This window comes from Paenibacillus sp. MER 99-2, assembly GCF_023714095.1.
Taxonomy (GTDB): domain Bacteria; phylum Bacillota; class Bacilli; order Paenibacillales; family Paenibacillaceae; genus Paenibacillus.
On sequence record NZ_JAMAUZ010000012.1, the window covers coordinates 18,384 to 45,236 of the forward strand.

27 protein-coding genes are annotated in these 26,853 nt (G+C 42.0%); 17 read left to right on the top strand and 10 right to left on the bottom strand.

Annotated elements, in window-relative coordinates:
• Window positions 1–21 precede the first annotated feature (21 nt).
• Window positions 22–810, top strand: a complete 789-nt coding sequence (locus M3636_RS26940; RefSeq protein WP_251384564.1) for a TrmH family RNA methyltransferase — start codon at window positions 22–24, stop codon at window positions 808–810.
• A gap of 118 nt (window positions 811–928) precedes the next feature.
• On the opposite strand, the gene M3636_RS26945 is transcribed toward M3636_RS26940, so the two are convergent.
• A complete protein-coding gene (locus M3636_RS26945) occupies window positions 929–2,407 on the bottom strand; it encodes an Lsa family ABC-F type ribosomal protection protein (RefSeq protein ID WP_251384565.1) in 1,479 nt (492 codons plus the stop codon).
• 793 nt (window positions 2,408–3,200) lie between these two features.
• Between M3636_RS26945 and M3636_RS26950 the strand changes: the two genes are divergently transcribed.
• From M3636_RS26950 to M3636_RS26970, 5 genes are all read left to right on the top strand, one after another.
• Window positions 3,201–3,959, top strand: a complete 759-nt coding sequence (locus M3636_RS26950; protein WP_128103498.1) for an SDR family NAD(P)-dependent oxidoreductase — start codon at window positions 3,201–3,203, stop codon at window positions 3,957–3,959.
• A 50-nt stretch (window positions 3,960–4,009) separates the two neighbouring features.
• Window positions 4,010–5,095 carry an alkene reductase gene (locus M3636_RS26955; RefSeq protein WP_251384566.1) on the top strand — a complete coding sequence of 362 codons (1,086 nt, stop codon included), beginning with the start codon at window positions 4,010–4,012 and terminating at the stop codon, window positions 5,093–5,095.
• An 84-nt stretch (window positions 5,096–5,179) separates the two neighbouring features.
• Entirely contained in the window at window positions 5,180–6,178 is a 999-nt protein-coding gene (locus M3636_RS26960; RefSeq protein ID WP_251384567.1) for an NADP-dependent oxidoreductase, read from the top strand.
• A gap of 55 nt (window positions 6,179–6,233) precedes the next feature.
• Complete coding sequence (locus tag M3636_RS26965) at window positions 6,234–6,812, top strand: TetR/AcrR family transcriptional regulator (RefSeq protein WP_128103495.1); 579 nt, start codon at window positions 6,234–6,236, stop codon at window positions 6,810–6,812.
• A gap of 88 nt (window positions 6,813–6,900) precedes the next feature.
• Window positions 6,901–7,683, top strand: coding sequence for an SDR family NAD(P)-dependent oxidoreductase (locus M3636_RS26970; RefSeq protein WP_251384568.1), 783 nt, complete (start codon window positions 6,901–6,903; stop codon window positions 7,681–7,683).
• Between the two features lie 182 nt (window positions 7,684–7,865).
• Here M3636_RS26970 and M3636_RS26975 read toward each other — a convergent pair whose 3' ends face one another.
• From M3636_RS26975 to mprF, 8 genes are all read right to left on the bottom strand, one after another.
• On the bottom strand, window positions 7,866–8,465 hold the full coding sequence (locus tag M3636_RS26975) for a class I SAM-dependent methyltransferase (RefSeq protein ID WP_251384569.1): 600 nt from the start codon (window positions 8,463–8,465) through the stop codon (window positions 7,866–7,868).
• Window positions 8,466–8,498: 33 nt separating this feature from the next.
• A complete protein-coding gene (locus M3636_RS26980; RefSeq protein ID WP_251384570.1) occupies window positions 8,499–9,599 on the bottom strand; it encodes a sensor histidine kinase in 1,101 nt (366 codons plus the stop codon).
• Window positions 9,592–10,272 (bottom strand): response regulator transcription factor, encoded by a 681-nt coding sequence (locus M3636_RS26985; RefSeq protein WP_056702257.1) that lies wholly within the window; start codon window positions 10,270–10,272, stop codon window positions 9,592–9,594. The genes M3636_RS26980 and M3636_RS26985 overlap by 8 nt, the downstream gene beginning before the upstream one ends.
• A gap of 90 nt (window positions 10,273–10,362) precedes the next feature.
• A complete protein-coding gene (locus M3636_RS26990; protein WP_251384626.1) occupies window positions 10,363–10,944 on the bottom strand; it encodes a class I SAM-dependent methyltransferase in 582 nt (193 codons plus the stop codon).
• A gap of 28 nt (window positions 10,945–10,972) precedes the next feature.
• Entirely contained in the window at window positions 10,973–11,476 is a 504-nt protein-coding gene (locus M3636_RS26995) for a DedA family protein (RefSeq protein WP_251384571.1), read from the bottom strand.
• 163 nt (window positions 11,477–11,639) lie between these two features.
• Window positions 11,640–12,725: a sensor histidine kinase gene (locus M3636_RS27000; RefSeq protein ID WP_251384572.1), complete on the bottom strand. Its 1,086-nt coding sequence runs from the start codon at window positions 12,723–12,725 to the stop codon at window positions 11,640–11,642.
• A gap of 8 nt (window positions 12,726–12,733) precedes the next feature.
• Window positions 12,734–13,381, bottom strand: a complete 648-nt coding sequence (locus tag M3636_RS27005; RefSeq protein ID WP_128103489.1) for a phosphatase PAP2 family protein — start codon at window positions 13,379–13,381, stop codon at window positions 12,734–12,736.
• A gap of 50 nt (window positions 13,382–13,431) precedes the next feature.
• Window positions 13,432–16,062, bottom strand: a complete 2,631-nt coding sequence (mprF, locus tag M3636_RS27010) for a bifunctional lysylphosphatidylglycerol flippase/synthetase MprF (RefSeq protein WP_251384573.1) — start codon at window positions 16,060–16,062, stop codon at window positions 13,432–13,434.
• Window positions 16,063–16,302: 240 nt separating this feature from the next.
• Here mprF and M3636_RS27015 point away from each other — a divergent pair, with 240 nt between their 5' ends.
• From M3636_RS27015 to M3636_RS27050, 8 genes are all read left to right on the top strand, one after another.
• The gene (locus tag M3636_RS27015) at window positions 16,303–17,082 is read left to right on the top strand and encodes a hypothetical protein (RefSeq protein ID WP_128103487.1); all 780 of its coding nucleotides are present in this window, start codon (window positions 16,303–16,305) and stop codon (window positions 17,080–17,082) included.
• A 288-nt stretch (window positions 17,083–17,370) separates the two neighbouring features.
• Window positions 17,371–17,952 carry a sigma-70 family RNA polymerase sigma factor gene (locus M3636_RS27020; protein WP_251384574.1) on the top strand — a complete coding sequence of 194 codons (582 nt, stop codon included), beginning with the start codon at window positions 17,371–17,373 and terminating at the stop codon, window positions 17,950–17,952.
• Complete coding sequence (locus M3636_RS27025; RefSeq protein ID WP_251384575.1) at window positions 17,949–18,692, top strand: DUF3600 domain-containing protein; 744 nt, start codon at window positions 17,949–17,951, stop codon at window positions 18,690–18,692. The genes M3636_RS27020 and M3636_RS27025 overlap by 4 nt, the downstream gene beginning before the upstream one ends.
• Window positions 18,693–19,115: 423 nt before the next feature.
• Window positions 19,116–19,400 carry a hypothetical protein gene (locus M3636_RS27030; RefSeq protein ID WP_251384576.1) on the top strand — a complete coding sequence of 95 codons (285 nt, stop codon included), beginning with the start codon at window positions 19,116–19,118 and terminating at the stop codon, window positions 19,398–19,400.
• A gap of 52 nt (window positions 19,401–19,452) precedes the next feature.
• Window positions 19,453–19,734, top strand: coding sequence for a DUF7660 family protein (locus tag M3636_RS27035; RefSeq protein ID WP_251384577.1), 282 nt, complete (start codon window positions 19,453–19,455; stop codon window positions 19,732–19,734).
• 48 nt (window positions 19,735–19,782) lie between these two features.
• Entirely contained in the window at window positions 19,783–20,637 is an 855-nt protein-coding gene (locus M3636_RS27040) for an SMI1/KNR4 family protein (protein ID WP_251384578.1), read from the top strand.
• A gap of 30 nt (window positions 20,638–20,667) precedes the next feature.
• Window positions 20,668–21,063, top strand: a complete 396-nt coding sequence (locus tag M3636_RS27045; RefSeq protein ID WP_145408733.1) for a DUF6258 family protein — start codon at window positions 20,668–20,670, stop codon at window positions 21,061–21,063.
• Window positions 21,064–21,238: 175 nt separating this feature from the next.
• Complete coding sequence (locus M3636_RS27050) at window positions 21,239–22,054, top strand: hypothetical protein (protein WP_251384579.1); 816 nt, start codon at window positions 21,239–21,241, stop codon at window positions 22,052–22,054.
• Window positions 22,055–22,269: 215 nt separating this feature from the next.
• Here the strand turns inward: M3636_RS27050 and M3636_RS27055 are convergent, their stop codons facing one another.
• On the bottom strand, window positions 22,270–22,590 hold the full coding sequence (locus M3636_RS27055) for a winged helix-turn-helix transcriptional regulator (RefSeq protein ID WP_056702287.1): 321 nt from the start codon (window positions 22,588–22,590) through the stop codon (window positions 22,270–22,272).
• Between the two features lie 414 nt (window positions 22,591–23,004).
• On the opposite strand from M3636_RS27055, the gene zwf reads away from it, so the two are divergent.
• The 3 genes from zwf (at window position 23,005) to yunB (ending at window position 26,847) form a co-directional block, all read left to right on the top strand.
• Entirely contained in the window at window positions 23,005–24,459 is a 1,455-nt protein-coding gene (zwf, locus tag M3636_RS27060; RefSeq protein ID WP_251384580.1) for a glucose-6-phosphate dehydrogenase, read from the top strand.
• 373 nt (window positions 24,460–24,832) lie between these two features.
• Window positions 24,833–25,726 (top strand): phosphogluconate dehydrogenase (NAD(+)-dependent, decarboxylating), encoded by an 894-nt coding sequence (gene gnd / locus M3636_RS27065; protein WP_128103476.1) that lies wholly within the window; start codon window positions 24,833–24,835, stop codon window positions 25,724–25,726.
• A 224-nt stretch (window positions 25,727–25,950) separates the two neighbouring features.
• Entirely contained in the window at window positions 25,951–26,847 is an 897-nt protein-coding gene (yunB, locus tag M3636_RS27070; protein ID WP_251384581.1) for a sporulation protein YunB, read from the top strand.
• The last annotated feature ends 6 nt before the right edge of the window (window positions 26,848–26,853 follow it).

Consider the following 26,853-nt stretch of genomic DNA (forward strand, 5'->3'; position numbering starts at 1 on the left):
AGAGATGGGAAGGATGGAAAGATGGATATTGTATCACCGCAAAATGCACGTGTGAAGGAATGGGCTCAGTTGCTGGAGAAAAAGCATCGTACCCGTCAACATAAATATATCATTGAAGGCATTCATCTGGTTCAGGAGGCGCTGCGCGCTGGCGCTGATCTGGAGTGTATCGTCTATGATGGAGAGCAAGGCGTACCGTACGAACTTGCTGGATTCGAGAACCCTCTTCAGAAGGTTGAATGGGTTAGTGTAACGCCTGCCATTATCGCCAAATGTACGGATACAATGACCCCGCAACCCGTATTCGCGATTGTTCGGAAGTCGAAGGAACCGATGCAGAACCTGCTCTCTGAGACGAGGAATCTGGTCGTTGTATTGGATAATGTACAAGATCCGGGTAATGTGGGAACGATTATTCGTAGCGCAGATGCTGCAGGTGCGGCTGGTGTCGTACTGGGGACAGGCTGTGCGGACGTTTATAATCCGAAAACGATTCGTTCGACGATGGGCTCATTGTTCCATTTGCCGATTGTTGAAGGATCACTGGAGACGTTGTTGCCTGAAGCGAAGGCGGCTGGTGTGAAGCTTGTGAGCACGTCTTTGCAGGCAGAATACTCATGTTATAGTTACGATTTTACGCAGGCTGTGTGGCTTGTCATTGGCAATGAAGGCAAAGGCATCTCGGAGTCCACCGCACGTTTAGTGGATGATGCCATTACGATTCCAATGCAGGGACAAGCGGAGTCGCTGAATGCAGCGATGGCTGCTACCGTTCTATTGTTTGAGGCGATGAGGCAGAGGTTGGTGTAGGAAGTAGTTGCAGTATGAAGTTGTGTATATGCACATAATGCGTTTTTGATATTTAAAGATCAAAAAGCCGCCTAAAGGCGGCTTTTCTTGTGTTTATTTTTCCATTCCGTTTCCTAAACTATAGCTCAATTACTTTCGTTGCAATATTGGCGCAGAACTCACTGTCATGCTCGACAAAGAGAAGCGTTGGCGCAAACTCTAGCAGCAAATTTTCAATTTGCATACGCGATATAACATCCACGAAATTGAGTGGTTCATCCCAGATGTGCAGGTGAGCTTGCTCACTGAGACTTTTGGCAATGAGTACTTTCTTTTTCTGACCGGCGCTAAAGCTCGAAATATCCTTCTCCAATTGCAGTCTGGAAAAATCGAGTTTTCTCAGAATGGATTTAAACAGGCTCTCATCAATTCCTTGATTAGACGCATAATCAGATAAATTACCGCTAAGATCGGAAGTATCCTGCGACACATAGGAGATTTTGAGCTGAGGGTCTTTACGAGAAAGACCTGTATATGAAATATTCTCACCACAGATCAATTTAAGCAGGCTTGATTTACCCGATCCATTCTTACCGTATAGAGCAATACGATCTCCTCTTTCAATCGTAAAGCTTACATCGGTACACACCGTATTAGAGCCGTATGCGATCGTTACATTCTCTAATTCGACCAGTTCATTCTTGTGAAAATCGAGCTGATGAATCTGTAAACGTTCTGCGCTTTCCAGATTTTTAAGTAGTTTAGACTTTTCTTGGATGGCAGATTGCTGTCTCTGTTCGATGTTTTTGGAACGTTTCATCATCTTGGCAGCCTTGTGTCCGATATATCCTTTATCTACTTTGGAACCAGAATTTCTGGTGCCATTCTTGCTCTTCTCCACTTCATGCGACCATCCACCCGTCCGTTTGGCTGAGTCGGATAAACGCTTGATATCCTTCATTAGTTTCTCATTACTGGCGAGTTCGAACTGATCTTGTCTTCTTTTGTTCTCCCACCAGGCGGAGAAATTCCCCTTTTGAATCTCGATGTTTGTCTTGTTGATGGACAAGATATGATCTACACAGTGATCCAGAAAAGATCGATCGTGAGATACCAAGATAAACCCGCTTTTATTGCGGAGATACTCACTCACGATTTTCCGCGCATGTAGATCCAAATGGTTAGTGGGCTCATCGATAAGCAGAAATTGATTATCCTTCAGGAACAAGGCTGCAAGCATGACTTTGGTCTGTTCCCCCTGAGATAAGGAATCGAAAGTCCGATATAGAATATCTTCCGATACTTTCAACAGGTTAAGCTCACGCGCGAGTTGCCAATGTAGATAGTCAGGATAAATGTCCTCGACGATATCGAGGGTCATCATGCTCTTATCCTTTACCTGGAAAGGGAAGTATTCGAAGTCAACCTGCGCTGAGACCTGCCCACTGTACTCGTATTTACCAAGCAGCAATTGCAGAAAAGTTGTTTTGCCTCTCCCGTTCCTGCCGGTAAATCCTAATTTCCAATCGGTGTCTAGCTGAAAGCTTACATGTTCAAATATATTATCGTAACTGCCATCATAGGCGAAGGTAAGGTTAGTAACATTAATTAACGACATAAAGATCATCCTTTTTATGTGAAATATAAAAGTTAGTCCGGCAGAGTAGCTACCATGACATGGATTGCTTCACTTTTACATTTGAACATAATCAGAATTTCAGATTGTCTCTGAAATGAATGACTTTATCTAATGTTTGAGAAATTTTTAGGTTAGTCAAAATTTTCCGAATATCCTAAAGATGAAAAACACAAAAAAGGCCCATTCTCCGGTGCCTTTTTGCGTAACATCAGCCTAAATATACGTTGAAGATACATGACGACTAAAGTTTAGCGCCAGGTGTTCTCTATATATAGGAGGATAAAGTGCCGGATTCTGATTAGTTATGTTGTGAACCATGCCAATGTTGATGTTTGCTGACAGGTTCACATAAACATCTACGATTTCTAATTCAGTCATCACACGATCCCCCTTTAAAAGCTTAACAATTTAATACAGAGAACGTAACATGGATTATAACTACGGGTCAAGGTATGAGTGTCCTGCTACCGTAAGGGAGGACGAAAATTCTATCACTTGATCCTCCGAACTACTACAGATTGTAATGGTTATAAAATTTCAATCTGTAGTAGTTCGTCAGCAGTACAGGAACTTATCAACGTCAAATTATTTAATTTACGGCTGTTTAAAAGCAACAAATGAAATATAAAAGGCTGAAATAATTCTTTACTGTTCGTTCTAGAAATGATATGCTAACAGCAAGTTAGATCTAACTGTTTTTTTTGCACATTAAAGAACGATCGTTCTAAAAACTAAATTACACTAATCCAAAGAATAAGAGGGAGAGAATATCATGAAATACACTGTAATTACAGGAGCAAGTTCAGGCATTGGATATGAAACGGCGTTGGCATTTGCAGCACGTGGTAAAAACCTGATTTTGGTAGCCAGAAGATTAGATAAGCTGGAAGAGCTTCAATCAACCATTCAAGGTATTGATCCTAAAGTAAATGTTATCGTTCAACAAAGTGACCTGTCTGTAACCACAGAGGCGTACGCACTTTATAACAATTTGAAGCAATATGAAATTGAAACGTGGATCAACAATGCAGGGCTTGGAGAAGGATCAGTCATTGCTGAACAGAATTTGGATAAAGTGGAGACCATGCTGCGTGTTAATATCGAATCTTTGACCATTCTCTCTACATTGTATGTACGAGATTATGCGGATGTCGAAGGTACTCAATTGATTAACGTCTCTTCCGCACTCGGATATGCAATTGCAGTGGGCAGTGTTGCGTATTCTGCATCAAAATACTACGTTAGTGCCTTTACAGAAGGTCTTGCCAAAGAACTGGAGCTGAAAGGTGCAAAGCTAAAAGCGAAGATTTTGGCACCAGCGATCACGGAAACAGAGTTCGTGCAAAAATCAATAGATGCTGAAGCTTTTGATTACAAAGCAAATATGCCTAAGTATCACACAGCCAAAGAAATGGCTGGATTCATGATGGATCTCTATGAACATGATGACGTAGTCGTAGGAATTGTAGATCAGAACTATGATTTCCACTTGAGAGGCGCAATATATCCAGTTATTTCAGAATTAAGTTAATTATCATAAATGTAAATTCAATAAATTAGTAATAAAGAGGAGTGTTTTAATTGGAAAAGATCTGGAGTAAAACGAAAATTGGCAATATGGAACTGCCTCATCGACTAGCGATGGCACCCATGACACGCAGTCGAGCACAAGAAGATGGTACACCTGGAGAATTGGCGGCACTTTATTATGCTCAGCGTGCAACTATGGGACTCTTGATAACGGAAGGTGCACAGCCTTCTGATGACGGACAAGGTTATTTGTGGTCACCTGGTATCTATACGGATAAGCATATTGAAGGATGGAAAAAAGTAACGGACGCTGTGCATGAAGCTGGCGGATATGTATACATCCAATTAATGCATGCCGGCCGAATGTCACATCCGGACAATACCCCGCATCATCGTCAACCGGTCGCTCCATCTGCAATCGCACCGGGTGTAGAAATGTTTACGGCCACAGGCATGCAGGATATCCCTGTTCCCCGGAAATTGAGTCAAGAGGATATTCAAACCACCATCGAAGATTTCCGAAAAGCTGCAGCTGCGGCGATCAAAGCAGGGGCGGACGGTGTTGAAATTCATGGAGCTAATGGATATTTGATCAATCAATTTTTAGGAGAGAATTCGAACACACGCACAGATGAGTATGGTGGATCTATCGAAAATCGTGCTCGCTTCGCGATTGAAGTAACGAAGGCCATCGTGGAGGAAATAGGCGCAGCACGAACAGGATTCCGTATTTCGCCAGGGACACCGCTGGGTGGAATTCAGGATGGTGAACAGGGTCCTGATCTGTATCGCTACCTTGTGAAGGAATTAGCTCAATTGGATCTAGCGTACCTTCATATCATGCATCTTGGAAATGAGAATCTTCTGCATGACATTCGTTCGATCTGGCAAAATCCATTATTGGTCAATCGGGCTGGAAGAACGTTGGAGGATCTCAGTGTAGATTTAGATCGCGGTCTGGCTGATCTGGTTCCAGTGGGTGTATGGTCTTTGGCTAATCCAGATTTAGTGGCACGACTTCAACAAGTTGCGCCACTAAATGAAGCAGATTCAACAACATTCTTTGGTTCGGGAAGTAAGGGCTACACAGATTATCCTACGTTGGAAGAATTAAAGTCGCAAGAGGGGCTACACTAGCACAAAGCATGTAACGTGATGTGGCGTACAACTGAACATTGTGCGCCATGTTCCTACTCTATAAACAAAGGAAGAAGATGAAGGATGAGAGCAGCCCAAATACAGAAATACTCCAAAAAAATCCAAGTGAGAATCAATGATATTGACGTACCACAGATCCACGGCCATGAGGTTCTTATCAAAGTAAAAGCTGCGGGTGTAAATCCGCTGGATATTTTAAATATGAATGGCAGTGTTCGGATGATTGCCGACTATACGTTACCTTTAACTTTAGGGAATGAACTATCAGGTGTCATTGAAGCCGTTGGTGATGATGTGTTGAATTTTAAAGTGGGTGATTCGGTGTATACCCGGTTGCCTTTGAATAAAATTGGTGCTTTTGCAGAATATGCGGCTGTGCATGAGGATGCATTATCCTTAATGCCAGAAAATCTATCTTTTATCGAAGCTGCTGCCGTGCCCCTTACGGCCTTGACCGCGTATCAAGCATTGCATGATGTACTCCGGGCTGAACCGAACAAAAAACTGTTTATTCCTGGAGGAACCGGGGGATTCGGAGCGATGGCCATACCGATTGCCAAGTCCATGGGTTTAACGGTTATTACAAGTGGCAGCGAGAGAGGCAGAGCACGTACACTATCAATTGGAGCAGATCAATTCATTAATTATAAGACGGAGCATTATGCTGATATTCTGTCGGATATCGATTATGTAATTGATACCTTGGGTGCGAATGAAATCAAAGCCGAACTGAGCATTTTGAAGCCACAGGGCAAATTAGTTTCGTTGAAAGCGGGACCTAATTATCGTTTTGCAGTGGACAGTCATTTTCCGATGTGGAAAAAAGCATTGTTTGGTCTTGTAGGTGCACGTCTGGATTCTTTAGCGCGTAAGAATCAAAATGAATATCGCTTTATGTTCGTGCATTCCAGTGGCAGTCAGTTACAAGGAATCACAACCCTTATAGAAAAAGAAGTTATCAAGCCCTCCATTGATTCAACGTATACGTTTGATGACATTGAAAAGGCATTAATTAAAGTATCCACGGGTCACTCCCAGGGTAAAGTAATTCTGACCTTTTAAATACCCAACGAGAACATATTATTCCAGGTTTGTTTTCTGAACAGGAGGGAAGCTAATGGCGAGAAGCAAAGAGTTTGAAGAGTCTGTTGTACTAGATAAAGCGATGAGACTTTTTTGGGAACAAGGCTATGAGAATACGTCTATGACGGATTTGGTCAATCATATGGGAATTCATCGTAGAAGCTTGTATGACACATTTGGCGACAAACATACCTTGTTTCTAAAGTCAGTAGATCTGTATGATCAGAAAATGAGCTTCGCCCTTGCAACAGGCGTAAAGTATTCTCAGACCGCAACGGAAGCACTTCAGTTTATATTTTCTTCTTTAATTTATGGAGAAGAGCATGCAGCATCAGGCTGCTTGCTCGTTAATTCGACGGTAGAATTAGCCGCAAGGGATGACGATATGAACAACCGATCGATTGAGATGTTTGCAAATACAGAGAATCTAATCCAGGACATTATTTTGTGGGGACAACAAGAAGGTGAATTCACAGCGGAGTACAACGCCGAGGAATTGGCGGAATATCTGCATAATGTAGGCGTTGGGCTAAGGGTGATGGTCAAGACTTCGATGACCAAGGAGAAACTGCTTCGTATTGCTATTCTATCCATGGATCACATACTGAAGTAGTCTATATTTCATCTCTATATTAGAATGATTATTCTAATATTAGCATTTCATTTAAACACATTTGATAGAAAGAGAGGCAGGCAGCAAAATGAGAAAGACAGTTCTAATTACAGGGGTATCGGGTGGGATCGGTAAAGAGTTAGCAGATCGGTTTGCCAAAGGCGGACATCACATTGTGCTGGTAGCCCGCAGCGAAGATAAAATATTGGATCTTGCACAGGAGTATCGGAAAAAATATGGCATTCAGGCGACGGTTATTGCTAAAGATATAGCGGCACCTGGGGTACCTCAGGAGATCTTCAATGAACTAAAGGAAAAGGAAATTGTTGTTGACTATCTTGTCAACAATGCAGGTTTCGGTCTATTCGGGACATTTATGGAGACGGATATGGAACAAGAAGTGAATATGATTGATGTCAATATTAAGGCTTTAACGATCATGACGAAGCTGTTCCTGCCGGGTATGATCCAACGTGGATACGGCGGTGTGATGAATGTGGCTTCATTGGTAGGTTTTTTCCCTGGACCGATGATGTCGGTATATTATGCAACAAAGGCATACGTGCTATCATTCACCGAGGCATTGGAAAATGAAGTGAGCGGAACTGGTGTTACGGTGACCGCACTATGTCCTGGCCTGACATCCACCGGGTTTGTTGATCGTTCAGGTATGGGGGTTTCGAAGATGCTGCAGGATCCGATCATGGAAGCGGGACAGGTCGCGGAAGAAGGATATCAAGGCTTCTTGCGTGGCAAGACGTTAATTATGCCTGGTGCTCGGAATCGATTCATTGCCTTTATGCCACGCTTGTTACCGCGTAAGATGATGACTCGCGTGATTAGATCCTCACAAGACAAGACAGGACATTAAACTTTAAAAAAAGGAGCTGGTTGAGATGATTTTTTATGATTCCCCTCAGGAATGGACATATCCAATCCATCTCAAGAATTCCATGACATAGATGAGGCATTTCATTGGCTGGCAACCGTAAAATGAGAAGGTAACAAAACATCATATGCATAAGTCAATGGTGTGCTGTAGTAATAATGCAATCAGGTTTCCCCCGATTCTCTCGTTTCACTGTGTCCTTCCTCGTCCTTCTTACGACAAATATACACAAAAACAGGAGGGAAGCTGAAGGGCTCAAATTGGATTTTTTCAATCTCGAATAGTTCAGCTAATCGTTTCTTCATATGAAGTGAGTACTGGTATAACACGAACATACCTCCAGGTCGGAGCGCTGTATGGATTTGTGACAGGATGTTTTGTCTCATTTCTCTGGAAAAATTAAAAAAGGGCAGTCCGCAAATGATCCAATCCAACTGGTGCACATTTTCTTGCTGGATCCTTTTTAATAGATAGGATGCATTCGAATGGAACATGAATTCAGGATATGTTTTCTTCAGATTACTTCTCATTTTGGGGTCTCTCTCAAATAAAAACACGGTTGCAGATTGCGGCAATTGCTCTCTCATGAGACGTGTGATAGCTCCTGTTCCTGGCCCCAGCTCAGCAATGGTTCTAATCTCATCCCACCTTACAGACTGGACGATTTTGTGGGCTAGAAATTTGGAAGTGGGTAGGACACTTCCCACTCGTTTGGGGTTCTTTAAGAATCCTTGTAGGAAAAGAAGGGGTTCGGGTGTTTTCATCGCGGTATCCTCCATTGTTGAATTCATGATGTATCACTTGATGTTAGAAGGCAAGCTTAATTGGAACGTAAATAAGTTGTGGGTATGTTGAAGTGTCAAGGTGCCCTGATGTAACTCCGCAATATTTCTTGCAATCGAAAGACCCAGACCAGACCCTGTTTGAATGCCTTCGCTGCTTCGAGAGTAATCAACCTTATAAAAACGATCAAACAATTTATCTTTTTGCTCCGTTGTGAGCGGTGCACCTTTATTCTCGACTTGGATGGTAATCTGCTCATGATGCACACTCATTCGAATATGAATCACACCGGGTTTAAAGGAGTACTTCAGGGCGTTAATGAGAAGATTATCGATAGCGCGCGCAATCTTATCACTATCCACGTAGGCCATAATTGGGGCATTACCGATCTCTTTCTCGATATGAATACCATTCTCCTGAGCTAAAGGTTCGAATTCAAACAACAACTGGTCTAAGAGCTGATATAGGTCAACCTTTTTCAGATCCAATTGGGTATCTACTGAGGTCAGACGTGTGTATTCGAATAAATCATCAAGTAGCTTCTTTAAATGCGTTGCTTTGTTATAGGTGTTCTGAATGAAGCGGTCATACTCTGTTTTGTCTTGAAAGGATTCTGTTCTAAGAAGCTCAATATATCCGATTATGCTGGTAAGCGGTGTGCGTAGGTCATGAGAGATACCCGTAATCATGTCCATCTTGGATTTCTCCAACTCACGTTCTTTGATCATTTGTAGCTGCAACTGTTCAGTCATGTGATTAATGTTGGAAGCGACTCGACCCAGCTCATCTTGTCGATTAACGGGTACCCGGTAGTCCAGATTACCCTCAGATATGAATTGAAGTCCTTGCTCCAAGCGAATAATATCTTTAACCATTCGACGAGTTAATAACAGAAAGGTTAGGATGAAAGTCAATATAAAAATCGGAGTAATGACATACGGAAGCGAATTACGGAACCAAGCCTGCTCCCAAGCTTTAAAAACCTCGATAGAAAGGAAAATGAGCATATTATTAAAGCCAGCAGCAGCAATGGTACTCAAAATAACTCGAATCAAAATGTTGATTTGAATTTTTTTCTTTCGATTTCGATGTAAGGGGTTAGATCGTTTAATCAATTTTATAGCCCACTCCCCATACTGTTTTAATATACTGAGGTTCTCTCGGGTTCATTTCCAGCTTTTCTCTTAGATTACGAATATGAACCATCACCGTATTATCCGAATATCCGTAAGGTTCTTTCCACACGGTTTCGTAAATCTTCTCGGAGCTAAATACTTGTCCAGGATGGCTGGCAAGCAACACTAGAATGGAAAACTCCAGTGGAGTTAGTGAAATGTCATTCTCTTTGAGCTTCACAGAATGTTTACTTGTATCAATAACAAGATCCTTAATTAGGATAAGAGAATTGAATTCTGCTTTGCCAATCAGTGTTTGACGCCGAAGCTGAGCCTTAACACGAGCCAGTAATTCTAATGGATTAAACGGTTTGACCATGTAATCGTCAGCCCCGGTAGTCAGCCCCGTTATTTTATCAATGTCTTCTTCCTTGGCGGATAACATAATAATGGGAGTGGTGGATACTTCTCTTATTTTGAAGCAGGCTTTAATTCCGTCCATAACGGGCATCATAACATCCAGTATAACGAGCTGTACTGATGTTGTTTTGATAATATTCAGAGCTTCTTCACCATTGGCTGCTTCAATGACGTGATATCCTTCGTTACGTAAATAGACATGAATGACATCTCGGATATCGGGTTCATCATCAACAACGAGAACGGTACTCATACTTCAACACTCCTTTTATGACCTGTTATAAATAAAATCAATATTCCTTATAGAGAGGATAACACCAGTGTAAGCGATAGCCCAGGATGTTTAAATTGTTTCCTTTTTGCGACAGACATAAACGAACGCAGGAGGGATATTCATAGGCACTAATTCTATTTTTTCGATGATAAAGTGTTCGGATAATGTTTTTCTCATTTGAAGTGAATATTGAAAGGCGATGAATAACCCTCCAGGTTTGAGTACCTTATGGATCTGTTCTACCAACGTATTTCTTAATTCAGGCTCAAAGTTGAAGAAAGGCAACCCACTAAAAATATAATCCAGTTGCTGAACGCCTTCTTGATTCATGGACTCTACTAATCGAGCTGCATCTGGATAACAGGAGAATTCCGGGTATGTGGTGTGCAGATTATTCCTCATCGTTTCGTTCATCTCAAACAATAATACTTTGGTACGATCCTGCGCCTGTTGATGAATATAACGTGTGATGGCACCTGTACCTGATCCGAGTTCGGCGACTGCTTTTGCCTCTAGCCAAGAAGCTTGATTCACCATTTTTTTGGCGAGAAACCGGGAGCTGGGCATGATGCTGCCAACATGTTTAGGACTTTGAAGAAAGCTCTTCAAAAATAAAACAGGGTTATTAGAATTCAATTTGGGTTCCTCCATGCAAGTCATGATATGTGATTTAATCCGGTCAAAAATGAAATAATTGAAGCGTAGATAAGATGGGAGCGCCAAAGTAGGTTCCAGCCGTAAAATAGGTTATGCTCCAAAGCAAAGCACTGGAATATGAGATGAGAGCAAATTTTCTATACTGTACGCCGCTCAGTCCAATGACCAAAGGGAGAACATACCGTACGATTGGAATGAACAAACCAATACACATCGCCCAATTGCCGCGCTTATTCAGAATCAGTTCTGCCTTGACGAAGTGCTTGTTATGTTGAAATCTGTGTTTTATCTTGGATCCAAATAACTTTCCTGCAAAATAAGCGAAGGTAATGGCCGTTAATAGTCCTGATAAAATACAGAAGTATGTGATCCATGAATTGATAACACCCGTGTGGCTCAAAATGGCACCGCTGATAATTGTGATCTCATTCGGGATTGGAATGCCGAAAGGCCCTAACGAGAAGGCAAAATAAAAAATCAGATATCCATGCTGCTGAAGTAACTCTAAGATCGTATTACTGATCATTGTTTTGCCTCCTCTCTTGTCGATATAGCAATCATAGTGAAAAAAACTAAGGAATTAATGAGTATATTTCTGAAGAAAATCTAAAGAATACATAAGTAAAACCAAACAACTACACAGAAAAAAAGCCCTGCCAGGTACTGGCAAGACTTGATAGTGTGGATAGTCAGGAGCATTGATGAAGTGGCAAAGTCACAATCATAATGTTGTTCTCGTCATTTAATGTTAACGTGCCACCTTGCAATTTGATCATCGTTCTGGCGATATGAAGACCCATTGCAGTTCTGGTATATATATCTGATGCATTGCTAGATGATCTATGCTGCTGCGTATGATCTATATGCTCACTGTTTTCATTAGAATGGGAGTAGAGATTGCCTTCAATTCCAATGATGAGCTGCCTGTGATCTATTTTGAAGATTAGGCGAATGATGCCTGGATGAGCAGAGTGTTTGAGCACATGATACAGCAGATTATGGAGTGCCATTTCTATTTTTTCATGGTCGATACAGGCCATAACAGGAGAAGGCGGAAATTCTTTTTCCACCATAAAGTCATCCTCACGCGCTATCGATATGAAGTCAGCAGTGATTCGCTTCATAAGATGAACTACTTCGGTTTCTTTTAAATTCAACTGGTGATCATGAGAGGATAGTCGGGCATGTTGGATTAAATCATTCATTAGATTTCGAAATTGAAAGGCTGCTGTATGTGTTTCGTGTACAATTCGCATATAATCTTCTTGGTTCGGAACTGATTTAGATTTTAATAACTCCATGTTTTGAATTATTCCTTTTAGAGGTGCGTAAAGCTCATTGGATATGTCTTCAATCCATTCCCTTTTGGCGGTCTCGCGCTCACGTTCCCCGATCATTTGTTCCTGTAATTGCTCCACTATGGAATGAAGTTGAGACGAAATTTTTCTTAATTCAACAAGCTGAAATGGAGGCACCCGGTAGCTCAAGTCCCCTCCCGAGATGATGTGTATCGCGTTGTCCAAAGTGGCAATTTCTTTAACAATGCGATGGGTCAGAATAAAAAAGGATATGACAAAAAAAGTAGTAAATAGGATAGGAACAAGGTATGTCAGATGAAATTGGAACAGATACAGCTTGGCTAGATGATGAAATGCGGTAAGTGGCAGCAGGGATATGAAGGTCATGAGAAAGGCTATCAGAAAACTGAAACCAGAACGGATAAGGATATGGAATCGAATACTATGCTTGCGATAAATCCATGGAAATTCTGTCACCGTTCATCTCACTCCAATCGAATCGATTTAACACGGGTTGAGAGTGAATAGAGGGTTATTCCAGCCAATCGGAAACAAAGCTCTCCAACCAGGATTCCACCTGCAATATCTACGACGACATGTTGTTTCACCAGTACGGTAGACATCATAATAAGAATGGAGAGGGTGGAAGTCATCGTCCATATCACTCGTCCAAATACTTGGGTTCCTCTAAGGATCAGATAACTGGTGAGCACATGAATACTCGGAAAACAGTTGTAGGGTTGATCGTTAAGGTAGATGTAATTAACCATCATGTAAAGAAAGCCTTCTTCACCCTGGATGTTTGGGCGCTCAATCGCTGTCTGGAACAGAGCGAAGAAGACGTATGAGATCACCAGACCGCTGCAAAGTGCAATTAGCGTTTGAAAATAGGTTCGCTTGTCCTTGAATGCAAGTGCTATTAATGCACCTGTAATGAACGGGTACCATAATACATAAGGAATGATAAAAGATGGGACAAAGGGGATCATGGGATCGAGTGTTGTTGCAAGACTATAGACATGATCCCCCGGTCGATTTAGTATACCGTAGAAAATATTTAATAGTGGAACTGCTGCTAGCCAAAGCAGGGAAAGCCAGGTTGATTTAGTGGAGGACTGACTGAAACGGTTCAAGTGCTCAACTCCTATACAGATTTATCAATGTATCGGGTTCAAGAGAAATATCATTCTGGACAACGGGATACCAAGCGGACAAGATCAAGTGTAAGCATGGGAAGTGCCATCCCTGAAGGATAAGCTAAATATCGTGAGTGCCATTCCGGAGAGAATTTTTCTTTGTACCGACGCAATCCTTCAAATCCATACCAGTACCCACCATATTGGAAGACCAGACGAGCTAATTTTTCTTCACGATGTGAGTTCTGATTCTCACCGACGCTGGAGAGAGGGGACATTCCGAGATTAAAGTAAGAATAACCTTGTTCTTTGGCCCATTCGATCAATCGTACAAATAGCACATCCATCGTGCCGTTTGGTGTATCATTCAGATGGCGCATCAAGTCAATAGAGATGACCTGATTACGACTATAGGATGGAGCGAGTGTTGCAAAGGCCAGAATACGGCCTTGTGCATTACGAAGTAGTGTTAAGGGTGATCGCTGGATATAGGCTTCGTTGAACCACCCTAATGAGTACGTTTTTTCTTTACGATCGCCAAGCCACTCGTCCGAAATCTGACGCAATTCAGATAGTAACTCTGATGTATATGGCGGGGATAATACTTCAAAGATCTGTCCTTCGCGATCTGATTTATTTATAGCTGTGCGTAAGTTTTGTTTGCTTTTCCCACTTAATGTAAAGGTATCTAGAGGTACTAAAGCTTCTTCGCCTAATTTAAAAAATTTATAGCCATTCTCATGATAGATGGATAGATATTCAGGTGTGGCCTGATAAAAAACAATGGTCAATGCATAGTGATGCGCATAGTTCTGAAATTCTTGAATCGCAGCACCAACAAGGTTTTTATTGCCGATTGGATCACCAAGTACAATGAGTTTCTGACGTACTTGAGCGTAGGGAATCAGAACCTGATCATTTTGAGCCCAGTAAAAATTTTTGTCACCCAGATAGAGGAGATGCGTTAACAGATTACCCTCTTCTGTGGCGATAAACTGAGTGAATTTCTCGATATCTTCTTCAGCAGGGCGCATTTCTGTATAGACAGACGGACGCAATGTGAAGACAAAAGCCAGCACAATTAAAGCCCCCATTAACCCACCAAGCGCTGTTAATACATAATCATGAGGGTGCAGCACCCATTCTTGAGCCGGCAGAGGCAAATGTTGCAGAATAGCTGGATGTAGATGTGAACCTATAATGTAATACGACAACGATGAGACTAGAGCAAGAATCGTCCAGATCCAGAAGCTGCGTGCAGATATACGGACACTTTCTCGATTAAACTGAGTAGGGGATATCCACAGAATGAAAGCCACGGTCAGTAAAATAAGAGCTTCTTCGTAATCAAAGCCTTTGGCAAATGTGAAAATAGCTCCTGCTGATAACAAAGCTCCAGTCCATAAGTAAGCTCGGCGAATACGCATGGATATCCCTCGTGAGATGACGATAAGCATGATACCGATGGTTACGGACAATTGTTCAGATAAGCGCATCAGCGATAAAGGTAACAGATGTTCCATGAAGCGCAAGCGATTCATAAGGCCTGGTGTAACCGCAGAGAATAGTAGAAGGACACCGCTAGCAAATACGAGCTTGCCAAGCACCCATGCACCCAGATCACTAAGCAAATTGAAACGGGACGGCCAATTCCAGAATCTGTCCCAAATGTTACGTATAGCATTGAAACAAGTCTTCATCATTTCAAGCCATTGCTCACGGTTTGGGCTCATCTCAAGCCCAGCCAACAACAGACCGATGAGCCAAGGAATGACAAAGTAAAACATGCGGAACAACAACAAAATCATTAGTGCTCGTGAAGGCTCAACACCTAATGTTTGCAGCCCAAGCAGCGCGATCAGATCAAAGGCACCAATGCCGCCTGGAGCCATACTAATGATTCCCGCAATGGCGGCTACAACGTATACCCCGAATACTGGAGCGAACGGTAAGGGATGCATATCAGAAAAAGCAAACAACCAAAATAATGTTCCAGCACATGCCCATTCCAGAACAGAGCAACCGAGTGAAGCAATAACCATGTTCCAAGGTAGCTTTCCATTGCCTTTATTAAACCATTTTGCGAATAGGGAGGATCGTTGCATGAGTAAGAAAAATGGCAAGTATAATGCAACTCCCCATACGCCGAGCCGAAGCCAGGGATGTTGTTCAAGTAGTGGTTCTACAGGAAAAATACCGATTAGTGCAAGACCACCCAGCAAGGACAGACCTACTAATAAGATAGGTGATAAAAAAAGGACAGCAGCCCCCATTGTTTTCATCGGAATACCGCTTTTCTTATAAAGAAATGCACGTAATCCTACACCGGTAAGACCTGCGAACCCAACCATATTATTAAATGTATTAGCGATCCAGGCATAGCGATAAGTGGTTATCCAATGAATATCGAGCTTAAATTGTTTTCGAATTAGAAAATCATACGTGCTCATGACAGATACGGCTATAAACGAAGCAATGATCAGTTGAATGATGACATGAACTGGCTTCATATGTACTTCATGAATAATGCTAGCTATGTTAATACGCTGAATCTCATGTCTACCGTATACATAGATGATGACCAGAATCGTTACAGGAATGAGCACTCTGATTATTTTGGATTGATAACAAGCTTTTAGAAACTGAAATAATTTAAGGTTTTGAAGCAAATCTTTCATTGTGTCTTGGACTCCACCTTTATGAAAAAATAGAATTTTAACGTTTATAGGGCACGAGTCACGGATATTTTGCGAGCTTCCTGCCGTACAGGAATCATATTGAAAAAAACTAAGGATTTCATGGGTATATTTCTAAAGAAAATCTGAAGAATTGGAGGAGTAGATTGAAACCGTAAGTTATCTGGATGGAAAGTCGAATATCCGAATGGGAAATTAGTTGTATATTAAGGAGACTTTGAGATGAGCATAGAAGCATTCACGCGTGAGATGGATATGGAGAATCAGTTGAAGGCGGCCTATGATGAGCGCTGGTATAGGTTAATGGAGCTGATGGAGCAATTAGATTCGGATGACTTAGCAAAGTTATCTAACCCGTTCTTAGTTAAAGTATTGCCGGCCTACAGGAAGGCTAAGAGAAAGGTTCTTTTTGTAGGACAAGAAACGAATGGTTGGGATCCGTTCCAAACGACTTTACAGACTTTTGCTAATGATGACAAAGAGATACAACGAGAGAAAATAGTAAAGTTTCTGCAATGGATGTATGAGGATTTGCGATATCACCGTAAGTATGACCATACGCCATTCTGGAAAGGAATGAGAAGGCTCTACCGGGTGATCTCGCCAGGGGTGGGGGATGATGGATTTTTGCATACTGAATTAGTTCGGTTTGATTACGCCAATACAAGACCACCACATGCAATTGAAAGTTTGCTTCAACAGGAGTACAATGTCTTGCCCATGGAAATTTCAGCGCTTGCACCTGACGTTGTCATATTTTTGACGGGGCCGTATTACGATAATAGGCTGATAGAGACATTTAGTCGTGTGGGGAACATCGATGAGTCTTTGAGGTTCGAATCCATTGAGGATATTGGAGCCAATGTGTTGTCACGTGTAGTGCATTCGACATTGCCGTACCATACATACCGTACCTATCATCCCAATTATTCGTTGCACTATAAGGAGAAAACAATATTTGTATTGCTTGAAAAAGCGTTAAGCGAACGAATTCTTGATTAATAGTTTGAAGCATCAGAATTATTAAACAGAGATCGCGCGTGGACTCGCACTCATTATACTCGTAGTTGCTATTGTGGCTATTTATAACTGGAAAAGAACTTATCCAAGACAAAATGCAAGCTTATCCAACACAAATGGTGGGGTAATCCATCTTTGCTGTTACAGGGTAGGCTTTTTCCTATGTCTCATTAGCTAACGAAGCAACATGAATATGAATTCTAAAATATAAATCGAACGATATGGGCTCGTTATGCCAATATATAGTGAATAGAGGAGAGGGGCTGGCTGATGAGAGAGGAACATGAATACATAGAACTTGTAGCGTTAACACGGGCTGGTGATGATGAAGCCTATGGAGAGTTGTATGAGAGAACGGTAACAGATGTGTACCGGACTGTCCGGTTTCTGATTAATCATGTCTCTGATACGGAAGATTTGGTGCAGGATATTTATATTCATGCGTATCGGTCGTTGGATCGATATGATTCAGGGCGTGCTTTTCGTCCGTGGCTTATGGGTATAACGATGCGTCAGGTGAAAAATTATCGGCGGCGAAAGCTGACCCAATTTCGGTTCAATCAGCGGATCGAGAAATCAGACACGGGTATGGAGATTGATTTCTCTGTTGATCTGATCAGTAAATTGGCACATCAGCCTCTGCTTGAACAAGTACGTCGGTTGCCGTACAAATTGCAGCAGGTGGTGACCCTGCACTATTTAAACGAATACACCCAAGAAGAAATTGCCTGGATTCTAGATATTCCGATCGGCACCGTAAAATCTCGGATTCATGCTGCACTGACTAAGTTACGCCAGAAGAAGAGTATGATCTATTCATTTGAAAATAGGAAAGGTGGAGGATTGGCATGAAACTGGAGGATGAATTACGTTCGGCCTATCGCAAGGAGACAAGGAAGTGGTCTAACCCGTCGGAGGGAAAAGAAAAAATGCTGAAAGCGATCCGAAGTAAGTCCATGGGAAACAGGCGTCCACGTAAATGGATAGTCGCAGCCGTGATTGCGGCGGTGTTGATCATTCCTACTGGAGCATATGCAGGTTACACCTATCTTGCAGATGATATCTATGGTTCTGAACAAAACATAAGCGTGTTGGGAGGTACAGCGGCCGACTATAATCGTTTGGAAGCGAAGCTGCAGGAAGCCAAGGCGTATTTTAGTGACGATGAGTTCACGCAGTATATGAGTCTACTGAAACAGCTGGGTCAGATGGCTCTAACTCACGCTGACCCACAAGGAGACTTGCATCCGGAGCAATGGAGCACAGTGGATCAGGAGAAGTACAACCAACTGGCAGCAAGTTTGGAACCTTTCTTCGAACGGTTAGAAGGTGCGAGTGAAGAAAAGGAATTGATGGACCGTCAACAATTCCGTACTGAAACATACAAGGCGGCCGAGGAGATGCTTTCGAAGGAAGAGTTTATTGAATTTCAAGTCTTGTTCGAGAATATGGAGAAGTATGAAGCCATTGTTGTGGACGAGAATGGTAGCATTCATGAGGAACGATTATCAGCAGAACAGAAGCAGGATTTTGACCAAGTGCGAAAGCAATTTTATTCGTATTTAGATCAGATCGGTTATAGTGTGCGATAGGAAGAGGACAGCGTGAGATGAACGAAGAAGTGTAGCAGTTATATACAGACTGACTGGAGCCGGGCTGGTTATGCCTTCTGCTCCAGTTTTTTAAGTTGAAGTTTCTAATTTACACTTTGCTTTTATTTAACCAATAAACCCTTTAGACTTCGTGCATCTTAAAGTGAGCTTGATTTACATATATGCAACCTTGAATTGTTGGCACTCGTATTACAGTGGAATGAATTCTTCGAGGACGAACTCAGATGTTTCTGTGGCATGGATGTGTTTTGGGATGCGATAACGGGTTTAGTAGAGATGCCGCAATCATGAGAGAATTACTTCAGCAATTGAATGTTAAACACCCAACATGGGGGGGGGGATGTGGAGTATGGATCATTTATAAAAGATGACATGAGCAATGGTTGAAAGGGTGTAATCGTAATGAGCAATGATCATGTAAATTGGAATAAAGCATTCGAAAGAGTAAATGATTTTGCGAGTTTTCTTAAAGTAATTGAGAACTGGGGCAAATTATATGATGAGTGGGAGCAATATAATCCTTACGGTATGATCGCTATCTTATCTACTTGTCTAGAACATATCGGTCTTAACTTTTTAGATGATGAAATAGATGGATTGCATGAGCATTTACGTGATGAGCAGATTCAATTACTGATCAGGATCGGTAGAAGCTTAGAAAAAGCTCAGTCAGAAACGGAAGCTTAAACCTAACAAAGCGTCTAGACACAATATATAACGATGAGAAAGGGGGATCAGTATGAGTAGTCCAGAAGCAAATGATATGTCTAATATCTATGAGAATCTGGAGAAGATTGAGAATCGAGAAGATATAGTTCGATTTATTTCCTCTTTAGTAGATGATCTGAAGAACAATTCGAAGGATTGGGCGAACATTTCACTGGAGGATTATTTAAACGGAATGGCATCATGGATTGAGGATATGGATGGGCTGTACCCAGAATCCGAGAGAGAACAATTGGAACAATTAGATTGGAAGCTTATTGCAATGGTCTTATATACAGGAAGTCGATACGAGTAGACATTATGGTGGAGAACCAAGGTTAGAGAGAAAGAGGAGGTAACTTGAATGCACAGATCTAAACTGATCGTTGAGGAAGAAACTGAACTGCTTGCCCTCCATAGAGTATTACTTGAAGCGAAATTTAACCTAACTCCTTCTGATAACGATATACAGGCAAGTCCGTATACTGCCGAACTGGCTCAGCGTGTATTGAGAACGATTGTAGAGCTCCAGTCCGCTACAGATATAAATAAGATCGAACGTTGGTCAAACTGGTTAGAGCACAAGAAAGAGTGGATTTGGGAACGTTGCTTGTCTTACATGTTAAAAATCCAACCATCTCATTGGATAAGGATGGATTATTCGAAGAAATGTGACTATGTCCAGTGGTTGTTCAGCCCTTATGATCTTCATGAAGTAGATGTGGAACGATTTATAGGTGAAGTTGAGAAATATAGGCAAGCGATTGATAAAGGACATCCGATTTTTCTTAGAAGTTTCGACCACGCTACCAACGTGATGTTAGATGAGCTGGAACAAAAGTTAGATAGGAAGCTGCCTCAAGGCTACAGGACATATCTAAGAAATCATAATGGAGGTAAAGTGCTTGTTCATTACTGTACGTTTGCAGTGGAGGAATTAAATGAGGTTATCCCATTACACGTTATATTTGGTGTTCATGTAGAGAAACGATATGATCTTGCGTATTGGAATACGTTCAAGGATGAATTTCCGACTGGGCACATTCTCATTGGAGAAGCTGCTGCTGGAGGCAAGATTTTGATGGACGATCTGGAGAGAATTTATTATTGGAAGGATATGAACTATGATGATCCTACCCGTAATGAGGGGCTTTATAAAATTGCAGATAACTTCAACGCATTTCAAAGAACCTGGAAAAGAATGATCAAAACGATTTGAGCAACTAAGCAGGAAATGAGGCACTCCTTTATGCATCCTAAAGCGTTTATACAAACCATTTATCTTGGTGATCGTGGTTGTAAGCAAATCATTATGGATGGCTGGAACTCCGAAGTGAGAATACAGGTGACCACAGTATCTAGAGTTAGAACGACTACGTGGAATTATTACTCAGATGAAGACATTATTAATGGGCACATTGTGTTCTCTAATGTTGAGTCCATCCGGATGGAGCCGAGTGGCTATATTCCTAACGATAGCATTACTGAGTTGAAGGTGGAAGAGCTGGGCAATGGCATGTTTCTGTTCACTTTCTCAGCGTATTCAGCAAAGGGTCAAGATTCAATTGAAGTGATAACAAGTATAGTGGCTAGCGGAATTCATCTGGAAGACCCCATGAAACCAGGTGTGAAGACCTTAGAATGAAACGAGTTACATTGTAGAGAATTCAAAGTAAATATTGAGATAAGTATGTAAGGAGACAACACCATGATCGCAGATTATCTATACATAGCATGTGAGAGTGAATATTATACCAAACCTGATTGGCAGGATTGGGCAGATGGATGTAAACAGTTAGAACAATTGGAGTTGTATTCACATGAATGAAATACTTAAATATCTAACCAAAGATAAAGATACGATAGAATACCTGACATTTTTTGTTTTACTTGAGAAAATAAAATACATCCCGCCGATTCTAGAATATTGTGGTGATGATTTTGTGGAATATATGATGGAACTTCTCCCACGAATTGATGACAAATATGACCGAGCTACATTAATTGAGACGATCGTTCAATCGTATTATTGGGATGAGATCAGTGTTAAATATTCTGATGAACTTTTCAATGAATATATCCGATGTATACGTGATCATGCTACGAGTTTAGACGATATTATATCTTGCTTAAATGGATTTGTTCATGCTGGGGTGCGTAAACAAGAGATCGTGATTCAATTAATAAAACATGTGGATAAAGAAAAGACCATCACAATCCTTTCCCGATTTGAACTGGATGATGTGACCGGATCGCCAGGAAAGGAATCAAAACTACTCAATGAGGCCAAAGAAATCTCTAGTATAAGATGGCGTTCTGGGATCATTGCACAATTTCTGTTACTGGTGCATCCACATGTCAGAAAATATGCCGGCGTAAGCCAAATTACGTTCTTGTATGATACTTACCATGGCGTTTATGCGGATTGCTGGCCTAGAGGATTGCTTCCTAATCAAAAAGAACTCTTGCTGAAATCAAAGGTGCTGTCAGCAAGAGAAATAAGCGTTCTGGAAACATTGGAAGAGTTGATTAACTCGCAAGAGAAGGATTTGGATTCACCTGAAGTGAAGCAATTGTACGATGCATTTTTTGCAGGCAAAGATCCATTGGAGGTTATTTTTACATTACCAAAGTGAATGGTGTAATTGTATTATTTTTGAAAATAAGGGTTAGGAGCGAAATACCGAACGACGAATTAAACCTCGTCGATTCGATCTCGCTCCTGGTCATATAGTGTTAAGCATCAACATTAAAATTTCGCTATAATCCACATAACATAACAATGAAATTTCCACAAAATATAAATTAAATTTCAACCTAATATTAATACAGTTACTAGCTTAGCTCCATCTTAAAGCCACTTATCAGCCCATCGTTCCACGGCACTTAATGCCCTTCCGAGCTCTGTCCCTTTGCGAGACAACATATATTCTGTCCGAACCGGACGTTCTGTAACCACATGACGAACCACGAGTCCTTCTTCCTCAAGTTCCTTCATTCGTTCATTCAACACACGTTTGCTCAAGTCAGGGATATAAGCGTGAATTTCACTGAAACGTTTGGGTTCTTCCATCAACGCATGAATAATGAGGGCTACCCATTTGCGGCCAATGATCTGATAAGATTGTTCCACTTTTTCGCACATTTGCTTGGCATTCTTATCCTCGCTCATAATTGTACTCCTTTAGTTTGGTTATGCTTATTATAGCATTAGTATACTTATTGTAACCTTGGTGTCTAGTTGCTTTATGTATAAAAAGTCACATGCCAATTGTTATTAATGTTACCACATAAAGCGTTATCATCAAATAAAAACCCTGTAAACACTGGTGTTCACAGGTTCGACATGATTATTGACGAATTGTGACGACAGGTGTAATATGGGTAACGTTAATTCAAATGGTTACAATTTATAACCTACAAATGAGTTGTGGAGAGAAGGAATGTTCCATGTTAAATTCAGGCCGGATATGTAAACGGAGGCAAGGCGGGTAGCATGCCCACTTATTCCGTCTTTTGTCATGCTTGGATTTGAACATTTTGCAACATCATATACTATACTGCACAGAGCACAGGAGGCACTCCAATGGATGCAATGACATTTGTCCTGTTTGGGGCAACAGGCGATTTAGCAAAACGCAAGATTTACCCTGCATTATATAATTTGTACATGGATCAAAAAATGCCGAAATCCTTTTCCGTTATCGGTCTGGGTCGGCGTGAATTGTCAGATGCAGACTTTCAGGCAAATGTTGAAAAGTCATTGCATGAATTTTCACGTCAAACTCCGGAGGAAGCGTCCCAAGTACGTGATTTCATTGGGGCTTTCCGCTATTGTTCTCTAAACAATACGAAGCTTGAAGATTACACCAAACTGCTTGAATTGGTTCAGCAGCGTGAACAAGAGCTTAGCATTCCTGAGAATCGCATGTTCTACATGTCGGTAGCACCGGAATTCTTCGAGCCGATTGCACTGAATATCCAAGAAAGTGGACTCGGTAACACGAAAGGCTGGAAGAAACTGATTATTGAAAAACCATTTGGGCATGATCTGCAATCTGCACGTGAACTAAATGAAAAGCTTAGCAATACCTTTGCAGAAGAAGAAATTTATCGGATTGACCACTTCCTCGGTAAACCGATGGTTCAGAATATGGAGACGTTAACTTACGCGAATCCAGTGATTCAGGCTTTGTGGTCTAACCGCTATATTGCCAATGTACAAATCACAGCAAGTGAAACCGTTGGTGTTGAAGAGCGTGCTGCGTATTACGACCAAAGTGGTGCACTGCGTGACATGTTCCAAAACCACATGCTTCAGTTGCTGATGATGATCGGCTTGCATTTACCGAAGCGTTGTACACCAGAAGAAATTCAATTCAAGAAACGTAAGATTGCCGAGTCTCTTCGTCCACTGACGAAAGAGAATATCGCTACCGAGGTTGTTCGTGCTCAATATGCAGCAGGCAAATTGCAAGGTTCTTCTGTTGTTGGTTATCTGGACGAGCCTGGAATTCCAGCTGGTTCTCAGAATGAAACCTATGTAGCGGCAAGATTGTGGGTTGATGATCCATTCTGGAGTGAGGTTCCTTTCTATATCCGTACAGGTAAACGTATGGCTGAGAAATCCACTCGAATTGTCGTTGAATTCAAAGCTCCACTGAAAACAGGGCATGAATCCGAGAACACGATGGAGCCGAACCTGTTAACCATTGAAATTGGACCAGGAGAAAGCATCTCTCTTCAATTAAATGCGAAGAATCCATTGAACCATGGTGAAGTGGAACCAATGAGCATGACGTTCAGCTCAGGCAAACGCAATGTGCCGGAAGCTTATGAAAATTTGATCTTTGACGCTATGCGTGGAGACTCCACTTTCTTTGCACACTGGAATGAAGTTGAGCTGGCATGGCAATGGGTTCAACCAATTCAAGAAGCTTTCCAAGAAGGAAGTGTGCCACTGGATACGTATGCAGCAGGCTCACATGGCCCTGAGTCAGCAGATCGCCTGACCGCAGAGAACGGCTTCCGTTGGTGGTAAGGATAGCAGGTCTAAGGTCTGATCAATAACTTTTGCCCAAGCTAAAGCCAGAACAGCCTTTTAAGGCTTACTAAGCGTTATGACATAATACAACGCAATTTAACATTAATGATTTCAATTTCTATAGAAGAATGATTTCAAAGTTCCAATTTTGCGTAAGACCTTCCGCGTAACTTTACCTAGAAGGCAGTGAAAATTTTTGAATATAGATGTCTTCAGTTGAATTAACTTTTGGAGTATCGCCGTAGTGTAGGGAACGGAATTGATCGAAAGAACGATCCGTAACCGCAACGATTGATGCGGATTCAAACCTTAATTTTATACTGAGCGCAAAAGAAATTTAAACATAGTTCACATTACAGGAGGATTTATCATGAAACTTGGACTCGTTGGATTAGGTAAAATGGGATTGAACCTCGGAAGAAACTTGATTGATCACAAACATGAAGTCGTAGCTTTTGACTTGAACACTGAAGCTGTGAAAGAAATGTCAGAATACGGCGCACAAGGCGTATCTTCTTATGCAGACATGGTTGCATCTCTTGAATCTCCACGCGTATTGTGGATTATGGTTCCTCACAACGTCGTTGATGCAGTATTGGCTGAGATTAGCCCACTTCTCTCCAAAGGCGACATCATCATTGAAGCGGGTAACTCCCACTACAAAGAATCGATCCGTCGTTATGAAGAGTTGAAACCACAAGGCATCCATTACATGGACGCAGGTACTTCCGGTGGTATGGAAGGTGCACGTAACGGTGCATGTTACATGATCGGTGGCGACCCAGAAGCATGGGCAGTGGTTGAACCAGCATTCAAAGATACTTCCGTTGAGAACGGCTACCTGTATGCAGGTAAAGCGGGCAGCGGTCACTTCCTCAAAATGGTTCACAACGGTATCGAGTACGGTATGATGGCTTCCATCGGTGAAGGCTTCGACGTATTGGAGAAAAGCGGTTTTGACTTCGACTTCGAGCAAGTTGCACGTGTATGGAACAACGGTTCCGTTATTCGTTCATGGTTGATGGAATTGACAGAGCGTGCCTTCTCCAAAGATGCGAACCTGGATGAAATCAAAGGTGTTATGCACTCTTCTGGTGAAGGTCGTTGGACAGTTGAAACAGCATTTGACCTTCAAACGGCTACACCTGTTATTGCGCTGTCCTTGTTGATGCGTTATCGCTCCCTGGAGACAGATACGTTCACAGGTAAAGTGGTAGCTGCGCTGCGTAATGAGTTTGGCGGTCACGCTGTCGAAAAGAACTAATTCATATATTTTAGCCATGGTAGCCCATGGAAACCAAGTGTACTCTTCCACTGATGTAGTGGGAGGGTGCACTTTTTTTGTCGTTCATAAACGCGTTCATTTGCCAACTTATCATATCAGAGGTGCTGTCCTTCTTTTTCGGGACAACAGTGCATAAGGATAACATATACCTAGTCGTATTAAACAACCTCGTATAGCTCATCCCGCAGGGGAGGGACACTCAAATGATGAGAAGAAGATGGCGAAGCCGGAGACGCCGTAAGCCGCCAAGTGGCAGGCGTAAAATGTGGTTGATCATTTTATTAGTAACAGCTTTTTGTTTAATGCAGGGGTTTGCTTATGTGGATAAGAAAATGAAGCCCCCTATTATGCATCTAGCCAAGATTAGGGTGAAGCAGATCGCCACCGAAGCGATCAACAAAGCGATTACGGCACAGGTTGCCGAAGGCAAGACGACGGAAGGTTTGATCGATTGGAAGACCGATACTGCTGGAAAAGTGTCTGGTTTTATGCTGAACTACAACGAGCATATGCGAATCACCGCAAGTACCATGAACATTGTACAGTCCACCCTACAGAATGTGCATATGTTAAAGGAGAAAATACCACTGGGGCAAGCGTTAGGCAGCCCTGTGATGGCATCATTTGGCCCCAATATTCCCGTTCGTATTGAGCCTCAGGGAGCGGTAAAAGTAGACCTGAACACCCGTCAGCAAAATGCCGGTATCAATATGATCTTGGTCGAAGTATACATCCACATCATTGCAGAGGTTGCCGTGGTGGTGCCATTTGATATGGAACCTGAAACGGTGGATACGGAGATCCCGATCTCGTACCTGCTCGTTGTGGGCGATGTACCGATGTACTACTATGATAATCAAGGCAAGCCTGTAGGCAGCAATGGCAGCCAGGCTCCAGCTATCGCACTCCCATCAGGTCATTCAGGGGTGTCAAGTGGGGGAGGGGTCACATCCAATCCGGGGAATAGTCCATCGACGAACCCTTCAGCTCCTTCGCAGCAGCAAGCCCCATCTGGAGGCTCACAGGGAGGCGTGTTTGACCTGGAGCATGAGATGCCAGAGATTGATGGTACACAGCCTAATATGAATGGAAATCATTAAGTCTAA